The following is an 18,801-nucleotide window of genomic DNA, read 5'->3' as shown; positions in this document are numbered from 1 at the left end:
GGCGAGGGGTCGTCGCGCGAGAGCCCGCCCGCGCCGAGGCGCGAGCGGGCTCCGAGCGAGCGCAGGTCAGCGCAGGCGGAACTCCACCGTGGTGGTGTTGCCGGCGGCATCCTGCACGACCATCGTGTTGTCGCCCGAGACGGCGCCGAAGACGCCCGGTGCGACGAAGTTCACGTCGGACCACTCGTTGTCGACGAGGTCTTTCACGACACCGTTGATGGTGGCGCGATCGATCTTGCCGGCGTCGTACAGCTTGAAGCTCACCTTGTCGTAGGCCTCGGCCGTGCCCTGCGTGAACTCGGCACCCTGCTTGACCGTCACGGTGGGGGCCGTCGTGTCGGACGGGGTGTCGTCGGCGGCGACCACGCGGATGTCGTCGACGAATCCGGTGTTGTCGCCCTCGGTGGTCGTCGCCACGAACGAGATCGTGTGCTCGCCCTGCGTCACGGTGAACGGCTCCGTCTCGTAGTACCGGTAGTCGCCGCCCACCGGGACGTAGTGACCGAGCGTCTGCCCGTCGACCTGCACGTCGAACTCCTGTTGCCCGCCGAAACCGACGCGGTTCGCCGCGGCGAACGTGATCGCGTAGGTGCCGGCCGGGAACACCACGGTCTGGTCGATGCGACTCGCCAGCCCCGAGTCGCTCTTCAGGTACGCGGTGCGCTCGCCCTGCGGGGCGGGCGAGGCGGGGACGAACACGCTGTTGTTGTGCTGGATGCCGGCGCGAGCGCTGAACGTCCAGCCGTTCACCATCGGACCGTTCGCCGTCCCGCCGGTCGCGGGACGCTCGAACCCGGCGTTGAGGATGCTCACCAGCGGCGGCTCCTCCGACACGTCGGGGTTGACGAAGCACCGGTTGTCGCCGCCCGGGTTCGGGTCGGAGTCGAACGACGCGACGGAGCAGTCGACGCCGTCGGTGAAGGTGCCGAACACGAACTGTCCCGCGGAGCCGAAGGCCACGTTCGCCTCGCCGTCGAAGACGCACGTGCCGCCGTCGGCGTACTGGCAGAACGCGTACCCGTCGGGTGCGTTCTGCACGTCGAGCACCTTGTACAGCCGCGACGTCACGCCCGAAGCGCTGTCGCCCGGGGCGATCGCGACGGCCCGCAGATAGGTCGTCTTGAGCGGTTCGAGGAAGATCTGACCGGTGTACGCGGGGGAGGATGCCGTGGGCTCGCTGCCGTCGGTCGTGTAGTAGATCTGCGCGTCCGGGGTGCCGCTGGTGATCGTCACGGCCTCGATGGACGGGTACATGCCGCCGGGCAGACTGAACACCGGGGCGTCGGTGACGCCCGCCGTGCTCGCCGGGGTCACCTCGACCAGGGCGACGCCGTACTCCCCGTCGGGGAGGGTGGCGCGCACCGCGACGCTGCGCTCGGTGTCGACCGCGGGAGCGGTGAAGACGCCGTTCGCATCCACGCTGCCGTTGTCGTCGCCCACGACCGACCAGGTGGGCGTGCCGGTGCCGTCGATCACGCTCGCGTCGAGCTGCACCTGGCCGCCGCCGGCGACCTCGGAGCGCACGGGGGTCATCGCGACCTGCGTGGCCGCCGGCGCCGTCGTGTAGATGGCGTAGCTGTGTTCGGCACCGACGGTGTCGTCGGTGAAGGCGTTGCCCGTGGGCGTGAGCGTGCCGGTCGAGGCCGGCAGCAGCGCGTTGTCTTCGGGCTGCGCGATCGCATCGGTGTAGGGGATGCGGGTGAAGTCGTCGGTGGCGTCGCCGCCCTCGAACTGTACGCGCACGTCTTTCGAGGCACCCTCCTGCGTCTCGACGAGAACCGTCAGCTCACCGTCCGGAGCGCGGAACGCCGTGGCACGCACGTCGTCATCCGACACCTCGGTGCCGAGCACGGTGCTGTGCGCCGGGACGTAGCGCATCAACGGTCCGGCCTCGTAGAACGCGGCCGTGGGCGCGAGGCCGAGGATGAGCGAATCCCACAGGTTGTAGGAGCCGTTCGTGTCGCCGGCGGGGTCGCCGGTCATGACGCCGTTGAGCTGCCAGATGAGGTTCGAGTGCACGCCGTCGTTGGCGCTGCGGACGATGTAGTTGGCGTACCCGGTCTCCCACACGCTCGTGCCGGGGTTGGTCCACCCCATCTCCGAGAGGTTCAGCGGGGCGTCGCCGATCACCGCGCGACGCTGGGCGATGGCATCCCCCATCGCGTCGTACGACTCGCCGTACAGGTGGAACGAGTACTGGTCGAACACATCGCCGGCGTTCTCGGCCATGTACTGGGTCCACGCGACCGCGTTGACCTCCTCCGGGCCCCAGATCTGCACGTCGTCGCGCAGGCCGTCGGCCGTCAGCCGGTCGCTCACGGCGCGCGCCATATCGGCGTAGTAGGCCTTCTCGTCGCCGGGCGCCCAGAAGTCCCAGCTGCCGTTGGGCTCGTTGTAGAACGTCAGATAGTCGACGTTGTCGTAGCCGCGGTCGAAGAGGTTCTGCAGCAGCGCGGACGCCGAGGCGCCGTAGGCCGGCAGGTCGGCCGGTGCCGAGATGTACGGGTCGGGGGCGCCCGGAATCGTGAACCAGTCGTGGACGCGCTCGCCGACCTTCCATCCGAAGTTCAGCTCGATCTCGGTGCCCGCGCTCTTGAAGGCGTCGAGATAGCGATAGAACGCCTGCATCTCGGGGCTCTCGAAGTCGTACTGCCCCTTCTCGAGCTCCATCCAGTCGATCTGGAACCACACGCGCGCCACCTTCGGCCGCAGCGTCTGGATGCGCTCGACGTCGACCTCCCAGTCGGCGTCGTCGTAGCCGTACTTCGTCGTGCCCTCGAGCAGGCTCCACGGGATGACGTTGACGCCGACGCCGAGGTAGTCCTCCTGCACCGTCTGATCGAGGTGGACGGTGACGGTGCGCTGCTCGTCGGCCGCGGACGCCGCAGTCGGGAGGAGCAGGGCGCTGGCGACGACACTGGTCGCCGCCGTGAGGGCGAGGGCTGTGCGCCGTCGACTCATGGGATCTCCTATCGCCATTGATGCGGGGATGGCGCGAGGAGCCACGTGAGAATGTAGTCCTGCTACGCCGGGGGTGACGATAGCGAGGCTATGCGCTCCTCACGGAGGACGCAAGTGGCGGAATGACGCGGAAGAGGCCGCGTTTCGCGAGGTAGTGAAGGTAGTGAAGCTACGTATTCGACGGGACGCGGCGGGCGTGTGGGCGCACCGATGCGCCCTCTCGCGTGCCGGGGCGTCGGCGCGCGAGAGGGCGCGGAACGGGGTTCAGGCCGCGGGGACGCCGATCGCCGCGGTGGCCTCCGCCGAGAGCGCGCGCACGGTCTCGGCGTCCCGGGCAGACAGTGCCGCCGAGGGAACCATCCACGACCCGCTGACGGCGAACACCGACGGCAGCGTGAGGTACTCGCCCGCGTTGGCCGCCGACACCCCGCCGGAGGGGAGGAACCGCACGTCGGGGAACGGACCCGCGAAGGCCCTCAGGGCCCCGGGGCCGCCCACGGCCGCGGCCGGGAAGACCTTGAGGTGGTCCAGGCCCGCGGCCACGGCCCGCTGGATCTCGGTGGCCGTCGCGATACCGGGCACGAGCGGTACCCCGCGCGCGGCGGCGCGCTCGGCGACGGCGTCGTCGAAGCCGGGCGAGACGAGATACGTCGCCCCGGCGTCGACCGCCGCGTCGACCTGGGCGACGGTGGTGACGGTGCCGGCTCCGACCGCGAAGTCCGAGCGGCCGGCGATCGCGCGGATCGCCTCGAGGGCGGCGGGGGTGCGCAGGGTGATCTCGGCGCACGGGATGCCGCCCGCGGCCAGGGCGTCGGCGAGGTCGGGGGCGAAGGAGGCGTCGTCGAGCACGACGACGGGCACGATGCGGCTGCCGTTCAGCATGGTCGTCACCTCACGCGTCCTGCGAGGTGGGCGCCACGACGATCTCGCGGAAGCTCACGTGCTGCGGCTGCTGGTAGGCGGTGAGGATCGCCGCGGCGATGTCGTCGGGCACGAGACCCCCGCCGATGCTCTTCTTGTACGCGTTGTAGCCGTCGAGCACGTCTCCCTCGCCGGTGTTGCCGAGCAGGCCGGTGTCGACCATGCCCGGCGCCACGAGCAGGACGCGCACACCGTGGGCGGCGTTCTCGCGACGCAGGCCCTCGGTCATGGCGTGGACGGCGTACTTGGTGCCGTTGTAGACGACGTGGTTGTCGTAGAGCTGCTTGCCCGCGATGGAGCCGATGTTGACGATGGTGCCGCGGCCGCGCTGCTGCATACCGGGGAGAACGAGCTGCGAGTTCTTCACCAGGGCCACGCAGTTGACGTCGAACTGCTCCTGCACGAGCGCCGGGTCCTGCTCCGCCACCGCGGACAGCGCCATCAGGCCGGCGTTGTTCACGAGCAGGTCGACCGGGCCGAAGCGCTCCTCGGTGCGGGCGAGGGCGGCGGACACGGCGGCGGTGTCGGTCACGTCGGCCTCGACGAGCTCGGCATCCGGCAGCTCGAGGGCGGCCATCGGCGCGAGGCGGCGGGCGATGAGCAGCAGGGGGTGGCCGGCGGCCGAGAAGGCGCGCGCGGTCGCGGCGCCGATCCCGGAGCTGGCGCCGGTGATGACGACGAGGGGGAGGGAGGTCATGGGATCTCTTTCGCGGGGAGGGTTCGGGCGAACAGGGCGGCGGCGTCGGACGCGGCGGCGAAGCGCTCGCGGAGCGCGTCGTAGGCGGCGACGCCGGCGGGGTCGGGGACGATGCGCTCGAGCTCCTCGTGCGCGTCGTCGACGGCGTCGAACGAGCTCCACGTGCCGGAACCGACGAAGACGAGCGCTGCAGCGCCGAGCGTCGCGGCTTGCTGGTCGACGGAGGTGCGCAGCAGCGGGGTGCCGAGCACGTCGGCGTAGATGCGGTTCCACAGGGGTGACCGGCTGCCGCCGCCCGACACCAGCAGATCGGCGTCGCCGGGCAGACCGCCGAGCGCGCGGATGTGGCGCAGGCTCCGGTCGAGGGCGAAGGCCACGCCCTCGAGGCACGCGCGGACGAGGTCGGAGGTGCCGGTGCCCAGCTCGAGACCGGTGAGCGCGCCGCGCACGCCGCTGCCGCCCTCGAGCGGCGTGCCGCCCGCGAGCGTCGGCACGAGGACCGCCCCGCGCGCGCCGCGAGGGCTGCCGTCGGCGCGGTCGATGAGCTCGCCGATGTCGCCGCCCGGCGCGAGCAGGTCGCGCAGCCACGTCAGAGTCGTCCCGCTGCTGAAGGTCGACAGCGCGCTGACGTGCAGGCCGGGAACGGCATGGCGGAAGACGTAGGGGCGGGTGGCGACGTCGACCACCGGCGCGCGGGAGGTCACCGTCATCCAGCTCGACGATCCGAGCGCCGCGTAGAGGCGACCCTCCCGCGTTCCGCGGGAACCGAGCGCCATCGCCGCGTTGTCGACCGCGCCGGCGTGCACGGCGACCCCCGCGGGAAGGCCGAGCGCCTCGGCGGCCTCCGGGCGGAGCGTGCCGACGACCTCGGCCGCCTCGCGCGGGGCGGCGAACAGCGAGCGGTCGATGCCCGTCGCGTCGAGCACCTCGTCGTCGTACGCGCCCGTGGTGAGGTCGTAGGCGCCGGTGCCGGATGCCATGGAGTGATCGGTGGCGATCTCACTCGTGAGGCGGAGCGTGATCCAATCCTTCGAGCCGAGCAGCCATCGGGTGCGCGACCACTGCTCGGGGTCCTCGCGCTGCATCGTCCGCGCCTTGAACACGGGGTACAGCGCGGCGCCGAAGCCGTTGCCGGTGCGCAGGTACCAGGAGTCCTCGTCGATGCGCTCGAAGACGTCGGCGCTGCGGCCGCGGGTGTCCGACCAGATCGGGGTCGTCTGCGAGACCAGTCCGCCGCGCGCGTCGACCTGCACGACACCCAGGCTCTGCCCCGACAGCGCGATGCCGATCACGGCGTCACGAGCGCCGGGTACCGCCGCCAGCACGGTGCGCGTGGCCGCGGTCACGGCATCCCACCAGTCCTCGGGTCGCTGTTCGGCGCGACCCGGCGCGGGGTGGGAGGTGGCGTAGGTCACCACCGTCTCCGACAGCGACCGGCCGTCCGCCGACCACAGCGAGGCCTTGCACCCCCCGGTGCCGAGGTCGAGGGCGAGAGCGAGCGGCCCCATCGGTCAGCGCGTGGCCAGGGCGAGGTCGCTCAGCCGCTCGAAAGCGGACCCGGACGTGGGGATCTCGATGTCGAACACCTCGGCGATAACCTGCGTCCATCCGTGCACGAAGTAGATCCACCCATCCTCCACGCGCAGGGCGCGGGCATCGGACTGCGCGCGAGCCTGGTCGAGGAACACCAGGTCCCCGCGGTAGTTGAGGTCCCACGCTACGCCGTCCTGCGGGAAGGCCGCGTCATCGGGCAGAGGCGAGCCCGGGGCGTCCTTGCCGAGGCCCGTCGCGTTCACGACGAGCGACCGCGGCGCCAGGTCGGCCAGCACGCGGGCGTTGTCGGCGGGGGTGGGGGTCAGGTAATACTCGAACCGGGTGTCGGTCGGCAGCGAGGCGTGGATCTCGCGCAGGTGGTTGAGGCGACCGGCCGAGCGGTTGGTGACGACGATGCGGGCCGGGCGATCGAGCCCGCGTTCGCGCTGCGACAGGTACCAGCTGATGGCGATGGTGGAGCCGCCCGCCCCCAGCAGCAGCGCGTCGGCCGGGCCGCCGGCCCAGAACCCGTCGGGCAGGAAGGCGTCGAGCGCGAGTCCGCTGGAGATGGGGTCCTTGGCGTGGCACACGAGCCGGCCGTCGCGCTTGGACAGGCAGCTCGTCTCGCCCATGAGCGAAGCGAACGGGTCGACCTCGTCGAACAGGTCGCGGCACGCGGCGTACAGGTCGATCTTGTGCGTGGTCACCAGAGCGCCGAGGCTCAGCGGATCCTCGGCGATGAAGCGCACGACGCGGCGGTAGTCCTCGGCGGGCGCGTGCAGCGGCAGGTCGATGCCCTGCAGCACGGCATCCGTCAGTCCGAGGTGCTCGGCCCACAGCGGGAAGACGTGCTGGATGGACGAGCGCCCCGTGGTGACGCCGATGAAGTACAGCGTCGGCACGGTCGCCGGACGCAGCGTGTCGGCGGTGAGGGTGGGAAAGGTCATGGCTTCTCCTTCGAGGCCGAGACGGCGATGAGGGCGGCGTCGGCGTTCATGCCGAAGCGGGTGACCCCGAGCCGGGCCATCTCGCGGACGGTGTCGATGTCGCGGATGCCGCCGGCCGCCTTCAGCGCGGCGCGGCCGGCTGCGCGGTCGGCGATCAGGCGGATGTGGGCGAGAGAGGTGGGCACGCCCGACCACCCGGTTCCCGTCTTGATCCACGGGATGCCGGCCGCCACGGCGGCGTCGACGCCGCGGCGGATGTCGTCGTCGTCGAGGCGCCCGACCTCGAGGATCGCGCGCAGCGGAACCCGGCCGTCGACGACCTCGGCGACCGCGGCGAGCTCGCGCTCCACGTATGCGCCGTCGCCGGAGCGCAGGCGCCCGATCGCGACGACGACGTCGAGCTCCTGTGCGCCGAGCTCGAGCAGTTCGGTCGCCTCGGCGACCTTGGTCGCGGTGGTCGCGCCGCCGCTGGGAAAGGCGACCGGCGAGCCGGCGAGCACGGAGCTCCCTTCGAGGCGGTCGCGGAGGTGGGGCAGCCAGTTCGGCAGCACGTGGGCGCTGACGAAGCCGCCCGCCACCGCGCGCCGCGCGAGCTCGTCGACGTCGTCGCGATCGTGCTGCGCCTGGACGCAGCTGATGTCGATGTGGCGGGCGAGGTCGGCCAGGACGGCGTCTGCGTCAGGCACGGTAGCCCCCGTGGTCGGGGTTGGCCCGGGTGGTCCACCCGGAGCCGTCGGCGACGACGAGCTGCTGCATCCCGCCGGCGTCGGAGATGAGCCCGTAGTCCTGACCGGCTTCGGTGGCGTAGGCGAAGAGGGTGACGAGGGTGTCGTCGCCGACGTTGACGCTGCGGTGCACCCATCCGCCGGGAACGTGCACGACGACCCCGGGGCCGATCGGCAGCGCGCGCGACTCGCCGTCGACGGACTCGAGCAGCATGACGCCCGATCCGGACAGGCCGTAGTACAGCTCGGCGAATTCGGACTGCGCGTGCAGGTGCCCGCGCGTCATCGCGAATTCGTCGCCGATGCGGCCGGGACGCAGCACGCTCAGCCCGATCGTCAGAGCGCCCCGCCCGGTCTCGGGCGTACTGCTCTCGACCCAGTACACGGGCTCGCCGGTATCGCGGCCGAGCGCTTCGACGAACGCGGCCCCGTCGCGGTAGACCCCGGCGAGGTCGCCGAGACGCTTCTCGTATCTCTCGGACCGTCCGTCGAGCAGCCCGCGGGCGGCATCCACCGACAGTCGGGCGGGTTCGGCCGGTCGTGCAGCGGCGCACATCAGTGGATCTCCTTCACGCGCGACCGCGACGGTCGCTGAGTAGTGAGACTACAAGAAAGGTGCACGAGGAGGCAATTCCCCGTCTCGGGACGCCAACATGGGGCTGCTACAGGTAGTTGTGCTACTTCTGGGGGATGAGCTTTTCCGCAATCACCGACGGGTGGATGCTCCACCACGCCGGCGGCGACGTCCCGGCGTCGTTCGCGGCGATCCCCGCGCATCCGATCCCCGCGACCGTGCCCGGCGTCGTGCACACCGACCTCCTCGCCGCCGGTCTCATCCCAGACCCGTACGTCGACGACAACGAGGCGCTGCTGGCGTGGATCGGGCACAACGCCTGGGCGTACGAGACGATCTTCACCTGGAGCCCCGACGGGGAGACGGTGCACGACCTCGTCGCGGAGGGCCTCGACACCGTCGCCCACGTGACCCTGAACGGTGTGGAGATCGCCCGGACCCGCAATCAGCACCGCACGTACCGCTGGCGGGTCGACGGCATCCTGCGCGAGGGCGAGAACCGCTTGCGCGTGGAGTTCGCCTCGCCGATCGCGTACGCCCGCGAGCGCGAGGCCGTGCTCGGGGAACGTCCGCACTCGTACGAGCATCCCTTCAACGCGATCCGCAAGTCGGCGTGCAATTTCGGGTGGGACTGGGGCCCCGCGCTGGTGACGAGCGGGATCTGGCGCCTGATCGGCATCGACGCGTGGAGCGGATGCCGTCTGGCCGCCGTCCGCCCCCAGACCGGCGTCGGCGGCGACCCGCGCCGCCTGCGCGTCGAGGTCGAAGTGCAGCGCGAGGCCGCGGGCGAGGTGGCCGTGCGCGCCGAGGTCGCGGGGAGCGTCCTCGAAGCGGTCGTCGCGGCGGAGGCGACGAGCGCCGTGCTGGAGGCGGTGATCCCGGATGCCGAGCTGTGGTGGCCGCGCGGATACGGCGCGCCAGCGCTGTCGTCGCTCGTCGTCACGGCCGGGCCGGACCGCTGGGAGAAGCGCATCGGCTTCCGTGCCGTCGAGATCGACACGACCCCCGACGATGACGGCGCCCCGTTCGTCGTGCGGCTGAACGGCCGCGACGTCTACGTGCGCGGGGCCAACTGGATCCCCGAGGACACCTTCTTCTCCCGCATCACCCGCGAACGGCTCGCCGAGCGGTTCCGCGACACGACCGACGCCGGCATGAACCTCCTGCGCGTCTGGGGCGGCGGCATCTACGAGTCCGACGACTTCTACGACCTCGCCGATGAGAACGGCATCCTCGTCTGGCAGGACTTCCTCCTCGCGTGCGCGGCGTACAGCGAGGACCCCGAGCTGTGGGACGAATTCGCCGCCGAGGCGCGCGACAATGTCACGCGCCTGGCCCCGCACGCGAGCCTCGTGGTGTGGAACGGGGGCAACGAGAACATCTGGGGCTGGGTGGACTGGAAGTGGCGGCCGCGGTTGCGCGGTGCCACGTGGGGCGAGGGGTACTACCAGGAGCTGTTCCCCGGGGTCGTCGCCGACCTCGCGCCCGCGACCCCCTACTCGCCGGGGAGTCCCTACGGGTTCAGCAGGTACGTGCACCCGAACGACCCCGCGCACGGCACCACGCACATCTGGGACGTGTGGAACCAGGTCGACTACGACGTCTACCGCGACTACCGCCCGCGCTTCGTGTCGGAGTTCGGGTTCCAGGGTCCGCCGGCGTGGGCGACGCTCTTCTCGGTCGTGCACGACGAGCCCGCCGATCCCTACGGTCCCCTGATGCTCGTGCATCAGAAGGCCGTGGACGGCAACGGCAAGCTCGAACGCGGGCTCGGGTCCCACATCGCCGCGCCCCGCACGATCGACGACTGGCACTGGGCGACGCAGCTCAACCAGGCCCGCGCGGTGGCGTTCGGCATCGCGCACTTCCGGTCGCTGCACCCCCTCAATCAGGGGGCGATCGTCTGGCAGCTCAACGACTGCTGGCCGGTCATCTCGTGGGCGGCGGTCGACTCCCACGGCCAGCGGAAGCCGCTGTGGCACGCCCTGCGCGCCGTGTTCGCCGACCGGTTCGCATCGTTCCAGCCGCACGACGAGGGGCTCGCGCTCGCGCTCCACGACGACCACGACGACGAGTGGACCGGGACCGTCGCACTGCGTCGCCTGACCCTCGACGGGGTCGAGAGGGCGCGCGTCGAACGACCCGTGCACGTCGCCGCCCGCTCGGCGGCACTCCTGGAGGTGCCCGAGGAGCTCCGCACCACCGAGGACGCCGCGCAAGAGGTACTCGTCGCGGAGCTGCCGGGCGGCGGACGGGCGTTCTGGTTCTTCGCCGAGGACCCCGCCCTCGCTCTCGACCCGGAACCCGTGTCGGTATCGGTGCGGGCCGTCGACGGCGGCTACGAAGCGACCGCCGTTGCGCGCGCGGTCGCGAAGGACGTCACGTTGCTGGTCGACCGGGTGCACCCCGCGGCGCGCGTGGATCGCGCCCTCATCACCCTGCTCCCGGGGGAGTCGGCCGTCTTCCGCATCGACGCCCCCGCGGGCCTCGACGCGGAGGCGTTCGGCCGCGCGCCCGTCCTGCGCTCGGCCAACGACCTCGTGCCCGTCGCACGGCCCGTGCTGCGTTGACGCCGGCCCCGGGCCGTGCTCCCCCCAACGGAGCGCGGCCCGGGTACGCGGTCGTCAGCGCCAGGCGAGCCAGGCCTGGGGATTGCGCCGGAGCACCGCATCGGCAAGGTCGCCCCCGCCCTCGCGACGCAGGCGCGGCACGAAGCGCTCGCCGAGGTAGCGCAGACCCGGGATGCCGCCGTATGCGGCGTACCGCGTGCGGCGGGCGACGTCGCCGCCGAGGAGGATGCGGCGGGCGGCCCCGGCTTCCGCCGCTCGCACGAGGCAGTCGAGGATCACCGCGTCGGGGTGCTCCCGGGCGCGCGCGGGACCGTCGTAGCCGAGGTAGGCGCCCGTGGCCGCGAGCTCGGCGTGGAGCACGGGGTCGGGATTGCGGTCGATGTGGGCCAGGGCCACGCGGTCGGCCGCGACCCCCACGGCGTCGAGGGTCGCGAGGGCCTCGAACGCCGCCGTCCCGTGCTCGAGGTGCACCATGACGGGAGCGCCGGTCGCGGCGTGGGCGCGACCGACGGCCTCGATCGTGCGAGCGGAGTGCGCGTCGATGCGCCAGTAGCCGAGGCCCGCCTTCAGCACGCCGGCGCGCACAGCCGGGTCGCGCTCGCCGCCCGGCTCGGCCGCCCCCGCCACGAGATCGGCTTCGAACGCCGCGGCGAGGTCGTCGACCCCCGCGTCGAGGAGGGGGTCGCCGTCGCGGTAGTGCTCGCGGCGGTGCAGGCCGGTCGTCAGCACCACGGTCACCCCGGCTGCCCGGGCGATGCGCCGCGTGGCCGCCGGACGGCGCCCGAGGCCGAGGGGGGTGGCATCCACCATCGTCTCGAATCCGGATGCCGCGAACTGGCGCGTCTCCTCGAGGGCGGCGTCCTCGTCGTCGAGGTCGTCGCCGGGCAGGAGCGGCGACACCTGGAACAGGTGCTCGTGGTAGTCGACGCGCCCCAGGGTCTCGGGGGCGACGTCGCCCATCGCCGTCCGGACGAAGGGAGTCATGCGGGCACGGGGTGCGCGGGGGCCGCCCCGCGCAGCAGGGCCAGCATGTCGGCGACCGCCATGCGCCCCATCCCATCGACGCCCTCGCGCGTCTGGGCCCCGAGGTGCGCGGTCAGCACGACGCGGTCGGCGAGATCGTCGGCCAGCAGGGGCGACCCCGTCTCGCCCACGTTCTCGGTCGCGAGGGTGTCGGCGGCGTACGCGATCACGCGTCCGCGACGCGCGGCGCGCGCCACGGCCTCCTCGTCGACGAGGTCGGCGCGCGCGGTGTTGACCAGCAGCACGGGGCGCTCGTCGGTCGCGAGCCAGCGCTCGTCGATCACCGTCTGCCCTCCGGGCGCGTGTAGTGTCACGACATCGCAGCGGCTCGCGAGTTCCGCCACATCGGTGCGCTGCACGCTCTCGAACAGGGGGTCGGACGGATCGACCCAGGGATCGGCACCGAGGACGGTGGCTCCGAACGCCCGAAGCCGTTCGATGACGAGGCGGCCGATGCGCCCGAGACCCACGACTCCCACCGTGAGTGCCGACAGCTCGCGCGCGGAACGGCCCGACCAGTCGCCCGCCCGCACCCGGCGGTCGGCGGCCGGGATGCCGCGCAGAGCGGTGAGCAGCAGGGCGAGGGTGTGCTCGGCCACGGCGGCGGAGTTCGCACCCGGCGTGTTCGTGACGGGGATGCCGCGCGCGGCGGCGGCGACCAGATCGACGTTGTCGACGCCCACGCCGTAGCGCGCGATGCCGCGCAGCCGCGGCGCGAGCTCGAGGTGCGCGGCCGTGACCGGCCCGGTTCCGGCGATCCACCCGTCCGCCTCGGCCAGCAGGGGGGCGAGCTCGTCGAGCCGGTGCGCGGAGCCGGAGCGGACGAGCCGGTACCCGGCGTCGGCGAGCGCCCCCGCGGCGTCGAACGCCCCCGAGCCGAACGAGCGCGAGGTCACCAGGACCGTGGCGGTCACGACGGGTCCTCGCCGGTGTCGTCGGACTGGCGCATCGCCGCCAGCTCGCTCTTCATGCGCCGCACGGCCGCGGTGTGCTCGGGGGAGCGGCGCAGGGCGACGCCCGTGGCGAGGATGTCGATGACGACGAGGCCGGCGAGGCGGCTCGTCGACGGCGTGTAGACGTCGGTGTCCTCGAACGTGCGCACGATCAGGGGGACGTCGGCCATCTCCGACAGGGGGCTCGTGCGCCCGGTGAGCGAGATGACGGTTCCGCCGGCCTTGTGCGCGGCGCGCGCGACGGTGAGGGTCTGCTCGGTGTGGCCCGTGTTCGAGATCGCCACGGTGACGCTGCGCGGGCCCGACATGGTGGCGGCGATGAACTGCTGGTGGAAGTCCTCGGGCGCCTGGCAGGGCACGCCGAACAGGGGGAACTTCTGCTGCGCGTCCTGAGCGATCACGCCGCTCGCGCCGAAGCCGACGAAGAGGATGTCGCTCGCATCCAGGATCGCGGCGATCGCCTTCTCGACGGCCGCCGGTGCGAGGGTGCGCCGGGCACGGTCGAGGCTCGAGATGGTGTGGTCGAAGATCTTCTCCGCCACATCGCCCGGGGAGTCGTCGGCGGTGATCGACGAGTGCGTCACCGGGAGACCGAGGGCGAGGGTCTGCGCCAGCTGGATCTTGAAGTCCTGGAATCCCTCGCACCCCACGGAGCTGCAGAAGCGCATGACCGTGGGCTCGCTCACTTCGGCGGCCTCGGCCAGACCCGCCATCGTGAATTGCGCGGCGCTGACGGGGTCGTCGAGGACGATCGCGGCGACCCTCTGCTCGGAACGGCGCAGGTGGGGCACTTGCCGGGTGATGCGCTCGAGGAGAGTGTCGGTGGATTCTTCGCTGGCCTGCTCGACGTCGAGGGTCATCGCGAGCTCCTTCCATGTAGTATGGCTACATCTTAGCGGACTCGCGCTCCATGGTGGAGTGCCGAAGGGGGACGATGATGTACCGGGAACGGCTGGAGCTGACGGATCGCGTCGCGGTGGTCACGGGAGGATCGCGGGGGATCGGCCTCGCGGTCGTGACCGCCCTCGTGGAGTTCGGTGCGCGCGTCGTGATCGCCGACGTCCTCGACGAGGCCGGGACGGAAGCGGCATCCTCCTTCCCCGACGGTCGGGTGTCGTACGTGCACCTCGATGTGACCGACCCCGCCGCCGTCGAAGCCGCCTTCGCGGACGTCGCGCAGCGCCTCGGGTCCGTCGACGTGCTGGTGACCTCGGCGGGGATCGCCAACCACCAGCCCTCCCTCGAGCTGGAGCGCGAGACCTGGGACCGCGTGCTCGCCGTCAACGCGACCGGAACCTTCTGGTGCGCCCGCGAGGCAGCCCGTCACATGCAGGATCGCGGCGGATCGATCGTCGCGATCGGCTCGATGTCGGGCGAGCTCGCGAACGCACCTCAGCGCCAGGCCGCGTACAACGCGTCGAAGGGCGCCGTGCACCTGGCGGTGAAGTCGCTGGCCATCGAGTTCGCCGAGCAGAACATCCGCGTCAACGCGGTCGCCCCCGGCTACGTCGGCACCGACCTGACCAAGCAGGGCGTCCCCGACGAGTGGTGGGACGACTGGGTGCGGCGCACGCCGATGGGTCGGCTCGGGGCCCCCGAGGAGATCGGGTCGTTGGTGGCCTTCCTGGCATCCGATGCCGCGTCGTACATGACCGGTTCGGTGGTGATGATCGACGGCGGTTACTCCGCCTGGTGAGGCGCCGCCGCCCCGCCCCGCCCGCGCGCCCACCTGCCCGCTGCCGATAAACGCTTCCTGTGCCGAGAAACGCTCGGAGAGACCGTTTCTCAGCACGGGAAGCGTTTATCGCTGTGGTGGACGGCGTTGTTCGGCGTGGGTGACGCCGCCGCCGCACTCCAGACCGCCACCGGAAGCGCGGCGACCGGCAGACCCGAGCCGGCGATCAGCCGCCCGACCGCGTGTTCCTGCGCGGATCGCGTTCGCGGCCGAACCGGGACCTCCTCGTCAGTCGGTTCGCCTCGCCCTCAGTCCAGCGCCACCCGCACCTCGTGCCTCCCGGCCTCGACCCGGCGGCGGAACCCCGGCAGCTCGATCTCGGCGCGGACGCCGATCGGCACCTCGCACGACAGCGTTACCTCGCCGCCCTCGACGCGCCACCGCACGGACAGCTCGCCGTACGGGATCCGCACGGCAGCCGATGCCGACGACAGCGCGGTGCCGATCACGCGCGGGGCGATCCGCGCGTCGCGCCACCCCGGCGAGACCGCCTGCAGCCCGGCCACGTCGGCGTAGAGCCAGTCGTCGAGCGTGCCGAGGAAGTAGTGCCCGCGCGAGCGCGACTCCTCCTTCCAGTGCTCCCACAGCGAGGTCGCGCCGCGCTCGACCCAGAAGCCCCAGCTCGGGAAGGTGGTCTGCAACGCCACTGCGAGCGCCGTCTCCCCGTGGCCGTAGCGAGTGAGCTGGGGGAGCAGGTGCTTCGTGGCCAGGGCGCCGGTGGAGAGGTGGTGGCCGCGTTCGACGACGTCGCGAGCGAGGCGGTCGGCGGCGGCCTGCCGATCGGCCTCGGGCAGGACGTCGAAGGCGAGCGCGAGCACGGTGTGCGCCTGCCGGTACCCCGCGTCGCCGACGCCGCGCACCTCGCCGCTGTCGGCGTCCCAGAACTCCCGGACGAAGGCGCGGCGCGCGGCGGATGCCGCGGTGCGCCACTCGTCGACCTCGCGCCCCAGGACGAGGGCCATCTTCGCGGCCGCGTCGCACATCGCGATGACGAAGGCCGTCGCGGCGATACGGGTGTCCTCGGGCGCGTTGCCGCCGCCGGCGTCCGTCTCGGGGCTCACCCAGTCGCCCAGGGTGGTGTCGGAGAGACCGTCGACCGCTCGCGCGATCTCGAAGCGCAGGTAATCGCTCGCGTCGGCCCAGACGTCGGCGAGCACGCGCTCGTCGCCCCGCTGGCGGTAGATCTCCCACGGCACGAGCAGCAGCGCCGAGTGCCAGGTGGGGGCGGGCGACCAGTCCATGTGCCAGCCGCCGTGCGGGGCGATGACCTCGGGAGCTCCCGCGCCGTGGCGGGAGGCGGCGATGTCGTCGGACCACTTGGCGAGCAGCTCGTGCACGTCGAGGTTCAGCAGCATCATCTCGGCGCCCACCATGCCGTCGCCGGTCCACCCGTTCTTCTCGTACTTCGGGGTGTCGGTGGGCAGCCCGTGGAGGTTGTTCAGGATCGTGCGGACGGTGAGTTCGTGCAACGTGTCGAGCAGGGGCGACGAGCTGGAGAAGCTCCCGGTGCGCGGCGCGCGGGTGTGCACGACGCGCGCTCGCAGGGCGGGCAGCATCCGGGCGCGCACCTCCACGTGCTGGAACCCGTACCAGGTGAATCGCGGATGCCAGCGCACGGGCGCATCCGCGAGCGTCAGGCGCGCGGTCTGGAACCGCCCGTCGAAGTACCCCTTCTCGTCGTCGTAGTTGGGCGTGCCGTCGGCGCGCAGCGTCTCGCCGAAGCGCAGCTCGACGACGGCTCCGTCGTCGGCGTCGGCGGCGACCTCGACCCACCCGGCGATCACGCGGGGGAACGACACGACCCACCGATCCTCGGCCAGGGCCGTCACCGACACCGGCTCGAGCAGGTCGCCCTCGACGATCGGCGGCTGACGCTGGGGCACGGGGCGTCCCCGGGGTCCGTCGACGACCGGAGCCGGCATCCACTCCCCGTCGTCGTACGCGGGGGTGCTCCAGCCGGGTCGTTCGCGCCGCGCGTCGTGGTCCTCGCCGGCGTACAGGTCATCGAGGAGCGTCGGGCCGGATGCCGTGCGCCAGTCCGGCCCGCTCACGACCACCCGCTCGCCGGCCGCGCCGCGCACCACGAGCAGGACGCGCGCGCAGGGGTCGGCGTGCCAGGGGGCGCGTTCCCAGTCCCAGGTGTTGCGTCCGCGCATGCCGTAGAAGCCGCGGCCCAGTTCGAGCCCGAGTGCGTGCGATCCCGGCTGGAGGCGATCGGTGACGTCGACGACGGTGTACTGCGCGGTGACGTCGTAGTCGGTGAAGCCGGGCCCGAGCACGCCGTCGTCGACGGGCCGCCCGTCGAGCTCGACCCGCGCCAGCCCGCCGGCGGCGATGACGAGGAACGCCTCGTCGACCTCGCCGTCGATCTCGAACGCCGTCCGCACCAGAGGGGCCGCGATGGTCTCAGGGGGACCCGCCACGAAGAGGGCCCCGCGCCAGTCGCCGTCGGTGACGGCGGTGACGAATGCGCCCGAGGCGACGGCGTCTCCCGCGGTCGTGGTGACCACGACCGTCCAGGCGTAGCGCCGCAGCGGCTTCAGTGCCGGCCCCTCGTAGGCGACGTCGACGCTCCGCTCGGAGTCGACGCGGCCGGTGCTCCACACCGTGCCGTCGCGGTCGGCGACGGTGAGGCGGTACGACAGCTGGCGCGCGCCCGGAACGTCGCTGCGCAGCACCCATCCGAACCGCGGATCGCCGCCGACGCCGACGGGGTCGACCGTGTGCTCGACCGTCAGGTCGCCGACCGCGATCACGCGCGCACCTGCAGCTCGGCGCGCTCGGGGGCGTCGGCCCAGGTGTTCTCGAGGGCGGCCTCGACGTCGGGGTGGGCCTCGAGGAAGCGACCCCACGCGACGGGGCGGTCCTGCGGACGGGTCTGTTTCTGGTTGATCTCGCCCAGCAGGCTCCAGCGGCGGTCGCCGAGCTGCGTCGGTTCCCGGGGGGCGTCGAGGTAGGACGTGTAGTCGAAGACGTCGACGTCTGCGCCTGCGCGCACGACGCCGAGGCGGAAGTCCGCCGTCATGAACCAGGTGACGGTCTCCCCGGCGCGCGAGCCCTGCACGCCCGACCCCGACTGCTGCAGGAGGTAGGCCAGGCCCTCGTTGTCGGGGTGGCGCTGCCGCCACTCCTCGCCGAAGGCCCCGATCGTCGTCACCTCGAGGTCGGTCCACGTCTCGCGGATGCCGCGCAGCCAGCCCGTCCACGCGTCGAGGGTCGTGGGGTCGTGCGCCAAGCCGCGCGCGACCTCGCTGATCTCGTAGTTGACGGTCAGCCACCCCAGGCCGTTGCGCTGCACGTTGCGATCGTTCAGATGGGCCTCGCTCGTGGCGTACAGCTCGCGCAGCGCGTCCTCTCGGGGGAGGCGGTGCAGGGTCTCGATGGGCCCGAGGCCGAGACGCGAGTTGAACGCCGTCGACATCCCCGCCCCGCGGGCGGCGACGAGGTCGACCGTCCAGCCGTCGAGCTGCACCGCGTCGATGCGGTCGTCGCCGCGGCCGGGTACGAGGAAGTGGTTCCGGGAGGGGTAGTAGGGGTACGCGAGCGAGCCGTCGCCGTCCTGGAGGTCGATGTCGAACTGACTCCAGATGTTGCCCTGCACGGTGCGGATGCCGAGATCCCGGGCGCGGGAGATGTTCTCGGCGGCGAGGAACCCGGCGACGAGAGAGGTGGTGGCCCGGTCGAAGGACGCGTGCAGCAGGTCGACGGCATCCGAGATGTCTCGGGCCACCTCGTCGCGCGAGCCGTACAGATTCGCGAAGAAGCCGCCCGGGACGAAGGTGACGTCGTCGCCGTGCTCCGTCGCGATCCGCGCGAGGGTGCGCCGGATGTCGCGGTAGCGCGGCGAGTCGTCGGTCAGTGCTCCCCACGACAGGGCCCAGGTGAGCCGCGCGTCGGGCACCGCGCTGCGCACGGCGTCGGAGAAGCGTTCGACGAGGGCGGCGGAGTGCAGCGGCGTCTCGTCCTCCCACAGGGAGCGGTCGCGCGTCGCTTCGATCTGGTGACGCCGCACGATGGTGTTGATGGTCAGTCGGCGGCCGATCGGCGTCGAGGGGAAGTCCATGAGGCGACACCCTATTAGCCGGAGGCGTCGTCTGCGTAGTCTGACTAGCGATTGCTCTGCAATCCAACCCGTTTATCTCGAATCAGGTGGCGTTCACTC

General features: G+C 72.1%; 14 protein-coding genes. 2 read left to right on the top strand and 12 right to left on the bottom strand.

What is annotated here, in order from left to right; all coding sequences use genetic code 11:
- Nucleotides 1–66: 66 nt before the first annotated feature.
- The 7 genes from AB0230_RS03495 to AB0230_RS03465 form a co-directional block, all read right to left on the bottom strand.
- The gene (locus AB0230_RS03495; RefSeq protein ID WP_366373990.1) at nt 67–2,961 is read right to left on the bottom strand and encodes a chitobiase/beta-hexosaminidase C-terminal domain-containing protein; all 2,895 of its coding nucleotides are present in this window, start codon (nt 2,959–2,961) and stop codon (nt 67–69) included.
- A gap of 264 nt (nt 2,962–3,225) precedes the next feature.
- Nucleotides 3,226–3,843, bottom strand: coding sequence for a bifunctional 4-hydroxy-2-oxoglutarate aldolase/2-dehydro-3-deoxy-phosphogluconate aldolase (gene eda, locus AB0230_RS03490; protein ID WP_366373988.1), 618 nt, complete (start codon nt 3,841–3,843; stop codon nt 3,226–3,228).
- Between the two features lie 10 nt (nt 3,844–3,853).
- Nucleotides 3,854–4,579: an SDR family oxidoreductase gene (locus AB0230_RS03485; protein WP_363578118.1), complete on the bottom strand. Its 726-nt coding sequence runs from the start codon at nt 4,577–4,579 to the stop codon at nt 3,854–3,856.
- Nucleotides 4,576–6,087, bottom strand: a complete 1,512-nt coding sequence (locus AB0230_RS03480) for an FGGY family carbohydrate kinase (protein WP_366373986.1) — start codon at nt 6,085–6,087, stop codon at nt 4,576–4,578. Before AB0230_RS03480 ends, AB0230_RS03485 begins: the two co-directional genes overlap by 4 nt.
- 3 nt (nt 6,088–6,090) lie before the next feature.
- On the bottom strand, nt 6,091–7,059 hold the full coding sequence (locus AB0230_RS03475; RefSeq protein WP_366373984.1) for a shikimate dehydrogenase: 969 nt from the start codon (nt 7,057–7,059) through the stop codon (nt 6,091–6,093).
- Nucleotides 7,056–7,745 (bottom strand): deoxyribose-phosphate aldolase, encoded by a 690-nt coding sequence (gene deoC, locus AB0230_RS03470; RefSeq protein ID WP_363578124.1) that lies wholly within the window; start codon nt 7,743–7,745, stop codon nt 7,056–7,058. The genes AB0230_RS03475 and deoC overlap by 4 nt, the downstream gene beginning before the upstream one ends.
- Nucleotides 7,738–8,340: a glucose-6-phosphate isomerase family protein gene (locus tag AB0230_RS03465; protein WP_315993460.1), complete on the bottom strand. Its 603-nt coding sequence runs from the start codon at nt 8,338–8,340 to the stop codon at nt 7,738–7,740. Before AB0230_RS03465 ends, deoC begins: the two co-directional genes overlap by 8 nt.
- Before the next feature lie 134 nt (nt 8,341–8,474).
- On the opposite strand from AB0230_RS03465, the gene AB0230_RS03460 reads away from it, so the two are divergent.
- Nucleotides 8,475–10,928 (top strand): glycoside hydrolase family 2 protein, encoded by a 2,454-nt coding sequence (locus AB0230_RS03460; protein ID WP_366373981.1) that lies wholly within the window; start codon nt 8,475–8,477, stop codon nt 10,926–10,928.
- A gap of 54 nt (nt 10,929–10,982) precedes the next feature.
- Here the strand turns inward: AB0230_RS03460 and AB0230_RS03455 are convergent, their stop codons facing one another.
- From AB0230_RS03455 to AB0230_RS03445, 3 genes are read right to left on the bottom strand one after another with little or no spacing between them, the layout of a single operon-like run.
- Nucleotides 10,983–11,912, bottom strand: coding sequence for an aryldialkylphosphatase (locus AB0230_RS03455; protein ID WP_366373979.1), 930 nt, complete (start codon nt 11,910–11,912; stop codon nt 10,983–10,985).
- A complete protein-coding gene (locus AB0230_RS03450) occupies nt 11,909–12,865 on the bottom strand; it encodes an NAD(P)-dependent oxidoreductase (protein ID WP_366373977.1) in 957 nt (318 codons plus the stop codon). Before AB0230_RS03450 ends, AB0230_RS03455 begins: the two co-directional genes overlap by 4 nt.
- Nucleotides 12,862–13,764, bottom strand: coding sequence for an SIS domain-containing protein (locus tag AB0230_RS03445; protein WP_315993456.1), 903 nt, complete (start codon nt 13,762–13,764; stop codon nt 12,862–12,864). Before AB0230_RS03445 ends, AB0230_RS03450 begins: the two co-directional genes overlap by 4 nt.
- A 74-nt stretch (nt 13,765–13,838) precedes the next feature.
- Between AB0230_RS03445 and AB0230_RS03440 the strand changes: the two genes are divergently transcribed.
- Nucleotides 13,839–14,600, top strand: a complete 762-nt coding sequence (locus AB0230_RS03440; RefSeq protein ID WP_315993455.1) for an SDR family oxidoreductase — start codon at nt 13,839–13,841, stop codon at nt 14,598–14,600.
- 287 nt (nt 14,601–14,887) lie between these two features.
- Here AB0230_RS03440 and AB0230_RS03435 read toward each other — a convergent pair whose 3' ends face one another.
- Nucleotides 14,888–17,395, bottom strand: a complete 2,508-nt coding sequence (locus AB0230_RS03435) for a family 78 glycoside hydrolase catalytic domain (RefSeq protein ID WP_366373975.1) — start codon at nt 17,393–17,395, stop codon at nt 14,888–14,890.
- Nucleotides 17,392–18,702, bottom strand: coding sequence for a DUF3863 domain-containing protein (locus AB0230_RS03430; RefSeq protein ID WP_363578134.1), 1,311 nt, complete (start codon nt 18,700–18,702; stop codon nt 17,392–17,394). Before AB0230_RS03430 ends, AB0230_RS03435 begins: the two co-directional genes overlap by 4 nt.
- Nucleotides 18,703–18,801: the final 99 nt, after the last annotated feature.

Source organism: Microbacterium sp. NPDC089190 (genome assembly GCF_040701795.1).
Lineage (GTDB): Bacteria > Actinomycetota > Actinomycetes > Actinomycetales > Microbacteriaceae > Microbacterium > Microbacterium galbum.
Note: the sequence above shows the minus strand (reverse complement) of the source record. Positions and strands in the feature narration are given on the sequence as shown.